At 59.0% G+C, this 11,380-nt stretch carries 10 protein-coding genes; 5 read left to right on the top strand and 5 right to left on the bottom strand.

The window, feature by feature from the left end:
• Together OQK_RS14440 and OQK_RS14445 are read right to left on the bottom strand one after the other, a co-directional pair.
• Positions 1–601 (bottom strand): peptidase C13 (locus tag OQK_RS14440; protein ID WP_038860953.1); only part of this gene is annotated, 601 nt, incomplete at its 3' end.
• A gap of 102 nt (positions 602–703) precedes the next feature.
• Complete coding sequence (locus OQK_RS14445) at positions 704–1,159, bottom strand: MaoC family dehydratase (RefSeq protein ID WP_016773011.1); 456 nt, start codon at positions 1,157–1,159, stop codon at positions 704–706.
• Between the two features lie 194 nt (positions 1,160–1,353).
• On the opposite strand from OQK_RS14445, the gene OQK_RS14450 reads away from it, so the two are divergent.
• From OQK_RS14450 to OQK_RS14470, 5 genes are all read left to right on the top strand, one after another.
• Positions 1,354–1,716: a CidA/LrgA family protein gene (locus tag OQK_RS14450; RefSeq protein ID WP_016773012.1), complete on the top strand. Its 363-nt coding sequence runs from the start codon at positions 1,354–1,356 to the stop codon at positions 1,714–1,716.
• Positions 1,716–2,432 carry an LrgB family protein gene (locus OQK_RS14455; RefSeq protein WP_016773013.1) on the top strand — a complete coding sequence of 239 codons (717 nt, stop codon included), beginning with the start codon at positions 1,716–1,718 and terminating at the stop codon, positions 2,430–2,432. Before OQK_RS14450 ends, OQK_RS14455 begins: the two co-directional genes overlap by 1 nt.
• Before the next feature lie 10 nt (positions 2,433–2,442).
• A complete protein-coding gene (locus OQK_RS14460; protein ID WP_016773014.1) occupies positions 2,443–3,033 on the top strand; it encodes an LON peptidase substrate-binding domain-containing protein in 591 nt (196 codons plus the stop codon).
• A 112-nt stretch (positions 3,034–3,145) separates the two neighbouring features.
• Entirely contained in the window at positions 3,146–3,361 is a 216-nt protein-coding gene (locus tag OQK_RS14465; protein WP_016773015.1) for a hypothetical protein, read from the top strand.
• 72 nt (positions 3,362–3,433) lie between these two features.
• On the top strand, positions 3,434–3,988 hold the full coding sequence (locus OQK_RS14470; RefSeq protein WP_016773016.1) for a hypothetical protein: 555 nt from the start codon (positions 3,434–3,436) through the stop codon (positions 3,986–3,988).
• Between the two features lie 55 nt (positions 3,989–4,043).
• On the opposite strand, the gene OQK_RS14475 is transcribed toward OQK_RS14470, so the two are convergent.
• The 3 genes from OQK_RS14475 to OQK_RS14485 all read right to left on the bottom strand — a co-directional run.
• A complete protein-coding gene (locus OQK_RS14475) occupies positions 4,044–5,999 on the bottom strand; it encodes a hypothetical protein (RefSeq protein WP_038860954.1) in 1,956 nt (651 codons plus the stop codon).
• A gap of 108 nt (positions 6,000–6,107) precedes the next feature.
• A complete protein-coding gene (locus tag OQK_RS14480) occupies positions 6,108–9,458 on the bottom strand; it encodes a calcium-binding protein (protein ID WP_238537180.1) in 3,351 nt (1,116 codons plus the stop codon).
• A gap of 181 nt (positions 9,459–9,639) precedes the next feature.
• A partial coding sequence (locus tag OQK_RS14485; RefSeq protein WP_238537181.1) for a hypothetical protein occupies positions 9,640–11,380 on the bottom strand: 1,741 nt, incomplete at its 5' end.

Below are 11,380 nucleotides of genomic sequence, written 5' to 3' on the forward strand. Positions count from 1 at the left end.
AGCCGCCGACGTAGATATCGCCGTCGGCGCTGTTGTAAGTGCCGTTGCCTTCCAGTTGACCGTTGACGAAATGGCCCGTGAACGAATTGCCGCTGGCATCGCCGCGCTGGCCTTCGCCGTTGGGTTTGCCGTGGGCGAACTGGCCTTGATAGGAGCTGCCGTCGTCCATTTCCAGACGGCCGAGGCCGGAATACTGGTCAGCCTTGAACTCGCCGCGATAGGTCATGCCGTTTTCTTTCAGCGTGCCTTCGCCATCGCGCCGGCCCTGCTTGAAGCCACCGGTGTAACTGCTGGCATTGGTGCTCAGGCTGCCCTGACCATCAAACAGCCCTTGCTGGAACTGGCCGCGATAGACCTCGCCGTTGCTGCCATGCCATTCGCCCTGCCCGTGCCACTGACCCTTGTCGAACTCCCCGGCGTACCAGCTGCCGTTGGGGTAGTCGACGCGGCCCTGACCTTGCAGCAAGCCGTCGACCAGTTCACCGCGATAGCGACCGCCATCGGGCAGGCGCGCATCCGGCGGCAACAGCGATTCGCCGTCGCCGCAAGCGGTGAGCATCAGGGTCAGGGCAAGGGGTGCAAGTCGAGCGATTGAGCGCATAGCGGGATCCGGGCAATTAGGCGACCGAGTATGCCGCAGCTATGCGTCGCATATATACAGACGTGACGCGAAACAGCGTGCGCTGCTTCGCATCCGGGATGATCAGACGAAGCAGAGTGACAGCGGCTCGGCGATGTAGGCCGGTTTGTCCGAGCCTTCTATCTCCAGTGTCGCGGTAGCCTTGAGCAACCACTGGCCGGGTTTTTTCTCGGTGACTTCGACCATGTCGACCTTCAGTCGGACTTTCGAGTTGACCTTGACCGGCTGGATGAAACGCACGCTGTCCAGGCCATAGTTGACGACCATCTTCACGCCTTCGGGCAGCACGAGGATGTCTTCCATCAGTTTCGGCATCAGCGACAGCGACAGGAAACCATGGGCAATCGTGCTGCCAAACGGCGTTTGCGCAGCCTTGACCGGATCGACGTGAATGAACTGAAAATCACCGGTGGCTTCGGCGAACAGGTTGATGCGCTCCTGATCGATGGTGAGCCATTCGGAACGTCCAAGTTCCTTGCCGACATAATCTTTGAGCTCTGCAACGGGAACATAGGGCATTGAGACTCTCCTTGGGTTCATCGGTTTTATAGTTTTTCAGGGGGCGGATTTGACCGGCCTGCGAACCACTGTAGATCATCATGGCGATTTGCTCAGGTCAACCGACCATGCTTTTGGCGAATGCCGGTCCATAGCGCCGGCATGCTTATAATGCCGAGCCCCTGCTGGCTGAAAATGTAAGACGGAGATGTCGGATGTTGTTACGTGGCCTGACCCTGCTGGTGCTGTTCCAACTGCTCGGCACGGCGCTCAATCATTTGCTGTTGCCAATATTGCCGGGGCCGATCATCGGGCTGCTGCTGTTGCTGGTGTTCCTGATCATTCGCGGTGAAGTCGGCGAGCCGTTGAATCAGGCAGCGGGCAGTCTGCTGCGTTATCTGCCGTTGCTGCTGGTGCCGCCGGCAGTGGGCGTGATGGTGTATGCCACGGCGATTGCTGCGGATTTCTGGGCGATTGTCGGCGCGCTGGTGGTTTCGCTGATTCTGTCGATGGCGTTTGCCGGCGTGCTCATGCAGCGGCTGGTCAAACGTCACGCGCCGCCGGCGGAGGAGTCCTGATGCTGTTTGACTGGCAAGGCGCGTGGGCGTCGGTGATTCATCATCCGCTGTTCGGCATCGGCATCACCCTCGGCGCCTATCAACTGGTGCTGGCGGCGTTCGAGAAAACCCGCTGGATCTTTCTGCAACCGGTGCTGGTCTCCATGTTGTTGGTGATCGGTGTGCTCGTCGGCTGCGGCCTGACTTACGCGGAGTACCGCAAGAGCACCGAGATCCTCAGCATTCTGCTGGGGCCGGCCACGGTGGCGCTGGCGGTGCCGCTCTATTTGAATCTGCGGCGCATCCGCCAATTGTTCTGGCCGATTTTTACTACGCTGGTGATAGGCGGGGTGGTCGCAACGGGCATGGGTGTGGCGCTGGGCTGGTGGTTCGGTGCCGATCACATGATCCTGATGACCATGGCGCCGAAATCGGTGACCTCGCCGATCGCCATGCTGGTCGCCGAGCAGATCGGCGGCGTGGCGGCGCTGGCCGCGGTGTTCGTGCTGATCACCGGGGTGATTGGCGCGATCTTCGGCCCGGCGCTGCTGACCCGCCTCGGCGTGCACAGCCCCGAAGCGCGCGGCATGGCGCTGGGCATGACCGCGCATGCGGTCGGCACGGCGGTGGCGATGCAGGAAAACGATGAGTGCGGCGCGTTCGCCGCGCTGGCAATGAGTCTGATGGGTGTGGCCACGGCGGTGTTCCTGCCGTTGGCGGTGTCGATGGTGGTGTAAGGAAATGTCTATGAGTCTGCCGCTTTTCCCGCTGAACACGGTGCTGTTCCCCGGCTGCAACCTCGATCTGCAGATCTTCGAGGCGCGCTACCTCGACATGATCGGCCGCTGCATGAAGCAGGGCGTCGGTTTCGGTGTGGTGTGCATCCTTGAGGGCAGCGAAGTCGGTGTGGCACCAGAAGGTTTCGCAATGGTCGGTTGCGAGGCGCGGATCACCGATTTCGAGCAACAGGACAACGGCTTGCTCGGCATTCGCGTGCAAGGCGGACGGCGCTTCACTGTGCTGCGCACCGAAGTGCAGCGCGATCAGTTGATTCTGGCCGACGTCGAGTGGCTCGATGACGAGCCCGAGCAACCGTTGCAGGACGAGGACGCCGACCTGGTCGCGCTGCTCAAGGCGCTGGCCGAACACCCGATGGTCGAGGCGTTGAACATGGGCACCGAAGCCGCCGGGCAACAGGCGCTGGCCAATCAGCTTGCCTATCTGTTGCCTTTTGCCGAAGAGGACAAGATCGATCTGCTGCAACTCGACGACCCACAGCAACGGCTGGATGCGATCCAGGCATTACTCGATGAACTGCAGGGCGAACTGTTCGCCTAGTTTCACTTTGAATCAACTCAAGCTGCCTGCCAGTATTGTTTCGCTTTTGTCTTTGTCTTAATTTCAAGTTGCTCGCAGGATGCGAACAACTTGAAAACAACAAGGATAAATCATGACTTTATATGAAGATGAACGGGCATTCTGGGACGATATTGCTGGCAAGTATATCTTGAAGCATGCCGGTACTGATCATAACGTTGGCCACGTCATTGAGGCGGCAGCGATTTATGCGGATCGCATGGTAATGGCCCGGCGGAAACGAAAAACCGAAAACATTCCGGATGGCGATGTTCTGCGGATGTCGGCAACAGCCACAGTCGCTATCTGATCCTTTTCCTTTTTCAACTTTTCTGTCGCTGTCTTGAACATGACAGCAGAGTGTTTACCAATGGGTAGTTCTATGTCTTTGGCAAAAGTAAACAATGAAAGCTTCAGTGCCAATCTTTATCTGGACGGTCTTCCGGTTAATCAGCAACGCCTGCAACAGACCCTGCGCCACAAGCGCATAACTCAAGGCGAAAAACTCGATGCTGAAGTGGGGTTGGCCGACTCGCGGACATCCGCCCTTGTCACCCTGGCTGACAATGAGGACGATGCTCCGTTGCTGTTGAAGTTTGTTCCTGAAGGTAACTGTTACGCAATTCAAGTGATACATCCGGGCGTGTTTGACGGTGCGCGATTATTCATCGAAGACAAGACACATAATTTGCTGGTCAGCACCAGCGCTCCGGCACAACTCTATTCAATCAGTACCTACGGCGTGGCCAAGGCTTCTTTAAGCAATATCGCATCCGGCCCGGCTTATATCGAATTGAACAGCGAGCCGAAAGATAAACCGCTGTATCGTCAGGTAAGCGATGGCATGAGCAAATTCCTCGACGCGAACCCCAACGGGACAGGGCATAACGCCTTCAATCCAAAACCCGCAAGGTTTGTGATCAGCGTGCTCAAATAGCGCAACGCCGCAATTGAAGGACAGACGCCATTCGTTATCGAATGGCGTCTGGATTTCACGGCCGATGATGTTCAGCAACGGGCCAGACTATATCGTTGGAGCATGTTTTCCTGCCCTTGGGCAACCTCACTATGGGGCCCTTGGAGGCAGCTACGCGATCGATCAACTGATCGTATGAATTGTTGTGATTGCCCCCAGCCCAAGTGTGCTCCTCGATATCCGCGGCATCGCCTGCGGCCTTCCTGAAAACATCCTCGACTCTTGCCGCCCGACTCAGGTCCGAGCGCACCAGCCATATCCGCTCGGCACTGATGCCTCGCGTGGGCATGGAAATACGTCCTTCGTGGCTGTCGCCATCAAAATCCCTGTTGTTCAGGTAAAGGTTTTCCACCCGTGGGACCACTTCGATGCCGCGGGTGTCGATGACATACAGGAAACCATGTGTCTGTTTGCGTCGCAGCAACGGATAATCGCGCGAATTATCCATTTCAAATGAGGTGTCTGACTCTTCACCCGAACTGTGTCGATTTCCGCTGGATGAGTCACTGTCGGAAAAATGCCCCGGATAGCGATTGGCCTGGCTGTTGTAGTGCCGAGGGTTGGAGTAGTAATCAAAACGCAGGTATTGAATGCCGTTGCCCAATGAAAACGTCGAGCTCAAGGCATGCCGGGTTGTCGAGTCGGAAGGGTTGCCCCGCAACTTCACCAAACGTTTGTCCCGCGCCAGTTCGAAGGGGGTGCGCAAATCGGCGCGGAACATTGCCGGGATATCCGTACGGTAAAGATAATCATGCTTGTTGCGCATGTAGCCGGCATGTTCCAGATAGCTTTGCAGAAAGTCTGCTTCGTAACGCTGTTGGACAGGCGGCAAGTCACCCTCAATGCTTTCACCTTCTTGCCGCAGTCTGAGACTGATGGGGCCAAGCTCTTCGGCAATCTGTTCGAAGCGTCTGGCATCCTGCACATTTCGGGTCAGGCTTTTGTGCTGTTCGGCCCATGCGGGAAAGCCGTTTTCCATGTCCGGACGCAAGCGTTTTTGTTGCGCGGTGCTGAGATTGTAGGTGCGCAAAAGCTCGGCGCACTCACTGCGAGTCTTTTGCGGGTGGGACCATTTCATGGAATCCAGAAGGAATTTGTAGTGACTTTTGATATCTCTGCGTCTTGCCCAGCCCGGCGGGCCCCCGATGGCCTCGGCCTCGGTACGAAAGGCAAGAATTTCTGCGCCGCGCAGGCTGTACACATCCCATAGTTCGCCATCGGTCCAGTGCGCCAGCTTCAGCGGCAAGGCGGCATCCGCGCGTGCTGCGTTCGGGTCTGCCTTGATCAGGCGGCCGTATTTGCCCTTGAATGCGAAGCCGACATTCAGCCGAGTATTCACTTGCCCTTCATAGGGATTTTCCGCCCATTCGTGTACCGCGTAATAACCTTGTTCGTTCGGCACCGGCTCGGAACGCGGCTTGGCCAACTCATACAGGGTGTAGCGGTCGGACGGGTACTCTTCGATGGGCTTGTTCAAACTCCACAAATCAGTGTCCGCGACTCGATAAAGAGGCGGTCCCGATGGCGTCCGTTCACTGGGCAATCTGGCGCGCCAGGCTTTGATCAGATCGTGGTACGCCACCATCACCGTCTGCCCTGCGGCCGATCCGTCGTCGTTGGCGATGTCTGCGAACTTGCGCCCCTTGTATTCTTTCAGACCGTCTGCATCGGGGCGTAAAGTCCCGTCAATGTCTTGCAGGTAAGGCTCCAGCGGCGACATGGCAGACCGCTGAGTAGGCCTCTGCGCATCAAGGATCCGGCTCACCGTTATCACGGGTTCCGGGCTGGCGTGACTGCCGTGAGGACTGCGGGCGAGAATGTCCGGCGATGTGAACGAGCCGTCCGGCCTGACGCGGCCAGGCAAGCGTGCATCAAGATCGATGGGACGATCAGGGCTGATCGGGCGGGAGGTCGAGGTGCCCGGCGTTTCCGGTGTCGGTAATGGGCGAAGTGTCCCGGGTTTCTGGCGCATAAAGGTCATTCCATGTAGTGAACCCGGCCAGTCATTGGCCGAGGTGATCAAGTGCCGGACTGGAGCTCAGGTCCATCCCGGCACGTTGTTGAAACCGGCAGCGCGCGGTCAGTTGATGTTGACGGGGATGAACAGGTCTTCGCGTTTGACGCGTGTCTGCCGGTCAGTCAGCAGGCTCCAGTGGCGGTTTACCGAGTTGTAAACCAGCGTGCCCACTGTGTCGGGCTGGTAGCCAATGTGAGTCACGTAGACCCGCACTGCCAACTCGTTGCGCTGCCGGTGTTGCTCGATATCGGCCAACAGCGCATCGACGCCGGCGTAGCCTTGGGCATTGATGACGTACAGCTGCAAGATCTCGAACAGCAGCGAGACTTGATAGAGATTGCCGGCGGTGGTCGCCACGCTGACCGATTCCACCGGTGTGTCATCGCCGATATCCGGCAATTGGACAGTCACGCTGGCGATGCGCAAGCGGTTGTCCTGCAATTGGATTTCGTCGCGAGTGACGGTTTCGTCCATTGTCCTGGTGTACAGATTCCAGCTTGAGGCGTTGGCCGTTTTTGCCGCAGCCCCAGGTGTGGCCAGGCGCACGATGCAGTTGCTGGCCAGGTAGATGTCGTACGTCGCGCTATGACCCTCAAGCAGATAAATGCCGGTATGCGCCCGGGATTCGATGACGATTTTGCTGGGTCGATCGGTCAGCAGCGGCTTCTCACTGATGGCGGGCCGGGTGAACGGGTAGTTGCCGTTGCGCCGTTTCAGCCAGCTTCGAGTGCTGACCTGTCGTGCGCCGGGGTTGTTGGCGTCCTCTTCGTAGTCCAGGTGCGGCAGTTGCAGGCGATAGGACACTCCGTCCCGCATGACCACAACGATGTCTTGCGCCAATTGCGGCGTGGTCACTTTGAGGCTGTTGCGCCCGCTGTACCCGGTGGCGGCAGCGATCGGTTGAATCACGCCCTTGAATGCCAGCACTTTTGCCGGCAACCGCAGCGACAGGCAGAAGTCTTTGTAGGTCAGGTGAGTATTGCCCGAAACGCCTTTGCGCACCTGGACGGCATAGCTGAGCTCGACGTCGATGATTTCGTCGTCGCCGTAGTCCAGAAAAACGCTGCGCGGCCTGGTGGCGCTGCGTGCGATGACGAACTCGACCTCGCGCTGAGTACGGGTGACAAAATGTCGGCCCAGGCTCTGATTGTCGATCGTCACCGTACCGCCATTGACGATCGCCGGGGCAGGGGCGGGCTGACCAATGACGGTCACGGCGACATCGATGTCCTGACTCAGCGCTGGACCTGGTTCCTGAGGGAGCTGAGCCAGCAGTTCGTAGCCATCCTGGGTGCGGAACAGCCATCGATCGTTATGCAACCGACGCTGGCCGTCGACCATTCGATAGACGTTTTCCAGGGTCAGCACGTGGTCTGGGTCGTCGCCGTCCTTTCCGCGCAAGGAATTGATCACCAGCGAGGTGCCGATGATCTGCCAGCGCTGAATCACCGCGTGCGGCCAGCCCATTTCGATCACGCTCGAATGCGCGCTGTCCTCGGTGATTGTCGTGCGTGCGTTGGTGTGAGCGATGTAATAGCGATCGACGCCGCTACCGCCGTCCACGTGACATTCGAGGCCGTAGATGGCAATCGTGTCGTTGCCGGCACCGGCGCTGACGCGATCATGGCCATGGGCTGAGATCTGGTTGGCCTCGGTATTGCCGATGACGTGGCTGCTGCCTTTGCGCAGCGTCGAAACGTTCTCGAACGATGTCAGGTGCGCGACTTCAATGCCTGGTCCTTCCGGGTCCAGACCACGCAGCGTGACCTTGCCGCTCGGCAGGTCAATCCGATGGCCGATGTGTCGTGTATCAGTGGCTGGCCGCTGGCCTTCAAACGCAAACGTATCGCTACCGTCGCCGCCATCCAGCACATTGATGTGCGGCGGTTTGGTCAGCCGGTCCAGTTCCTCGTCAGCGACCTGCTGATAGAACGCATCGTTTTTGTCGCCACCGCTGAGCGCCTTGTGTCCCTGGCGGTAGGTAAACAGGTTGGGCTGCGCCTTGACGCCGGCGACACGGTCATTGCCATCGCCCAGGCGCCAGAACACGCCTTTGCCTTCGCCTGCACTGCCGTTGACAACGCCCTTGAGGTTGTCGGGTAATCCATGGCTTGCATCGATGATATCGTCGCCGCCGACGATCACCGCCTGGCTGTCGAGTCTGAACGGCAGCTGCCCGACGCTTTCGTCCCACTGGTAACGCCATAGTTCGACAGGGCGCAATTCGGCGCGAAACGCGCCATTGACCACTTGGGCGATGGAGTCGCTGTAAGCGCCGGCAAGCATGTCTTTGGCCGACAGTTCGAGCTGTTTTTCGTAGTCACTGGAAAGCCTGGACAGCTTGAAGCGATCCATCACTTCGGCGTCCAGTTCCTTGCCGGTAAAAGCGAACCATCCCGAGCGCAGACGCTCGAGTGTTGTCAGTTCGATGTAATCATCGATCTGGTCGACGACCCTGGCGGCTTGATAGATCAATGAACCGGAGATGAGCAGTGCGGCAGCCGCGAGGCCGAGCGGGCCGGCAACACTGCCGAAACCGGCCAGCGCGGCGACGCCCAGCACCAGGCTGATGCCAGCGCCCGCTACACTCAGGGCAGCGCTGAAATAATGGTCCTGAGCTTCTTTGCCCGATGACGCGGCGGCGGCGTTGAACGATTTGATCGCGTCGACAATGTCGAACGGCAAGGTGATCGCGCTGGCGAACATTCCCGCGCCACGGCTCATGTATTTGCCGATCGAGGTCAGCGCAAAACCCCTCATTACATTGCTGCCCTGAGTCAGCATCGCCTGGCCTGTTCTGGCCAGACCCCGCTCGATGATCAGCGAGCCGAGTTCTGCCGCGATGGATCCGCCGTAGTAGAGCATTTCCAGCGCCTCGCCTTTTTTGATCGCATCGGTCAGGGCCATGTAGCCGCTGTAGATGCCGAAGGCTTGCATGCCGACTCCTGCGCCGCTCATCAAATAGCTTTTGGTCTTGTTGATCCAGCCGGGCGCGTGTTCAAACGTGTCCGCCCGGTGGATTTCCAGCTTTTGCGCAGCCTTGCCCAATTTGTTGAGACGATCCATGGCGCTGCCCGAAACCAGCGGCGTATCACTGACGAACAATGGGCCGGCATCGACCGAGCGCTTGCAGGCAATCTCATAGAACAGCAGTGCCGCCATGTCATTGTCGGGAAAGTCCACGGCTTGCAAGCGGGACTGCACCTTTGCGGACTCGAAATGGAGTCCGTCCAGAAAAGCCTGATCCACGCGCTTCATGTTGGCATTCGCCGGACTGACAGGTTGACCGTCTACGGTCGCCCCCAGCGCTTGCAACTCGACCCGACTGATCACGACCTCGCCGATACGCAGTGGGCCCAGGTGTTTGTCGATTGCCTTCAGAGTCTGGCGAAGGGGTGGGGGGCTGTCAGGCACCTCGCCTGGCACGTCCGCTCGATCGGGCATGGGTGTGGACGGCGTATGGGCATTGGCCGAGGCGTCTATGGGGGTAACTTGAAGCGCGCGCACGTGGGCGACATGAGCCGCGGGAACGATGAGTTTCGACACGTATTAATCCTTTAATGGTGTGCATGAGGAGCCGGTTTCCCTGGCGGCTTTACTTGAGCATCTGAAGTTCGGGCCAAGCGATGTCATGGGCAAACTCGTCCTTGTTGCCTGAGAGCCTGAGTATCGGCAGGCCCGCCGCCTCCACCTGGTCGATCAACTGGTCGTATTCGAACCGGTTGGAGTGCCCGGCATGGGTGGCCGCTTCGATGCGATCAGCGTTTGCCCCAGCCTGCTCTTTGATGTCTTCGACCCTGGCGCCCTTGGTCAGGTCTGTGTTCAGTAACCAGACACGCTCGGCTGAAACTCCGCTGCGCGTGACCGAGATCAGCCCTTCGAAATCGTCGGAGGGGAACCAGGTCGGCGGGGTGTCACGCGCAGCGGAATTGAACATCATGTTTTCTTCGTGGGGGACGACCTCCAGATCGCGCGTGTCGAGCGCGTAGAGAAACATTTCCGTCTGCCGCGTGCGCGTGGACCGGTAGCCGCGCTCGTGATCCCATGCCACAGGGCTGTCAGGATCCGACCAGTCTGACGAGGAGTCACTCGGTGTATCACTGGCGTCGCTTGCGCCGCTTTCCGAACCGCTGTCGCCCGTGTCGCGTCCTGGGTATTTATGGGTCTGGCTGTTGAAACGCAGGTATTCGGGATCGGGGGCGCGGGCATATCCCTGTCCTGCCTGGAGACTGAACGTCGCGCTGATCGGCTTGTGTGTGGTCGCGCCGGGTTCGTGGTGATAGCGCGGCAGCATGGTGCGGTCGTTCGCCAGCTCGAACGGCGTGCGCTCGTCACCGCGAAACAGCGCCGGAATGTCCGTGCGGTACAGGCAGTTGTTCTTGTTGCGCAGATAACCGAGCTGTTTCAACAGCGCTTCGCGCACCTCGGGGGTCAGGCTGTTTTCTGCGTCGTACCAATCGTGGCGGGCATTGCGCTTGAGGTTGAGCTGCTCGAGCGCATCGGCGGCAAACTGGTCGAAGCGTTGCGGGTTGCTGACGTCCTCCAGCAAGCGCTTGTGCGCCAGTGCCCACGCCGGAAGCGTCAGATGGCTGGCCATTTCCTGCTGCAAGCGCGACAGTTGCCTGGGCAGCAGATTGAACGATTGCAGAAAGGCTTCGCGCTCGGCAAAGCCCATCTGCGGGTGCAGCCAGCGCAACGAGTCGCGCAGCAGATCGGTTCGCGGATTTTCCGTGGTTGTGGGGTGTGCCCACTGTGGCGGCGTGCCGGTGGCCTGGGCTTCGACACGAAAGCGCGCGATGTCCTCGCCCTGTAGCCCATATAGCTGCCATATCTCATGATCGGTCCACTGTTTGAGGTGGAGCGGCGACGCTGCGAATCCACCCGCTGGAGGATCAACCGGTATGTAATTGCCATATGAATCCCGGAAGGTGAACAGCATGTCGTCTTTGCGTGAGCCAAATAGCGGATTCATTTCGTAATAACCCTGAGCATCCGGCGAACGCCAGGATGGGCTGTAACGACTTTGATTGATGGGTGTTGTCACTGGGGCGAGGCGCGGTCGCTTTGGCGCGGGTTGTTCGGTCAGGCGCCAGGTGGGGCTGTCTGCGTTTTTGTAGAGGCGCGGTCCGGAGGGAACGCGCTCGGTGAGTAACTTGCTGCGTAATGCGCCGGTTTCATCCTCACCCACATGCGTGGTTTGCAGAGCTCCCTGATATTCGACGTCTGCGAACTTTCTGCCAACGATCCAGCGAAATCCATCATTGTCGGCAGGCTGCATTCCACGCACAAAGGTCTCTGATAACCAGTAATCGTTTATTGAAGTGGAATGTTCCGAG

The sequence above is a fragment of the Pseudomonas sp. R62 genome (assembly GCF_000257605.1).
Lineage (GTDB): Bacteria > Pseudomonadota > Gammaproteobacteria > Pseudomonadales > Pseudomonadaceae > Aquipseudomonas > Aquipseudomonas atacamensis.

Coding starts and splice junctions, on each gene's coding strand:
- OQK_RS14460 (WP_016773014.1), top strand. CDS start 2,443: ATGAGTCTGCCGCTTTTCCCGCTGAACACGGTGCTGTTCCCCGGCTGC.
- OQK_RS14465 (WP_016773015.1), top strand. CDS start 3,146: ATGACTTTATATGAAGATGAACGGGCATTCTGGGACGATATTGCTGGC.
- OQK_RS14445 (WP_016773011.1), bottom strand. CDS start 1,159: ATGCCCTATGTTCCCGTTGCAGAGCTCAAAGATTATGTCGGCAAGGAA.
- OQK_RS14470 (WP_016773016.1), top strand. CDS start 3,434: ATGTCTTTGGCAAAAGTAAACAATGAAAGCTTCAGTGCCAATCTTTAT.
- OQK_RS14450 (WP_016773012.1), top strand. CDS start 1,354: ATGTTGTTACGTGGCCTGACCCTGCTGGTGCTGTTCCAACTGCTCGGC.
- OQK_RS14455 (WP_016773013.1), top strand. CDS start 1,716: ATGCTGTTTGACTGGCAAGGCGCGTGGGCGTCGGTGATTCATCATCCG.
- OQK_RS14475 (WP_038860954.1), bottom strand. CDS start 5,999: ATGCGCCAGAAACCCGGGACACTTCGCCCATTACCGACACCGGAAACG.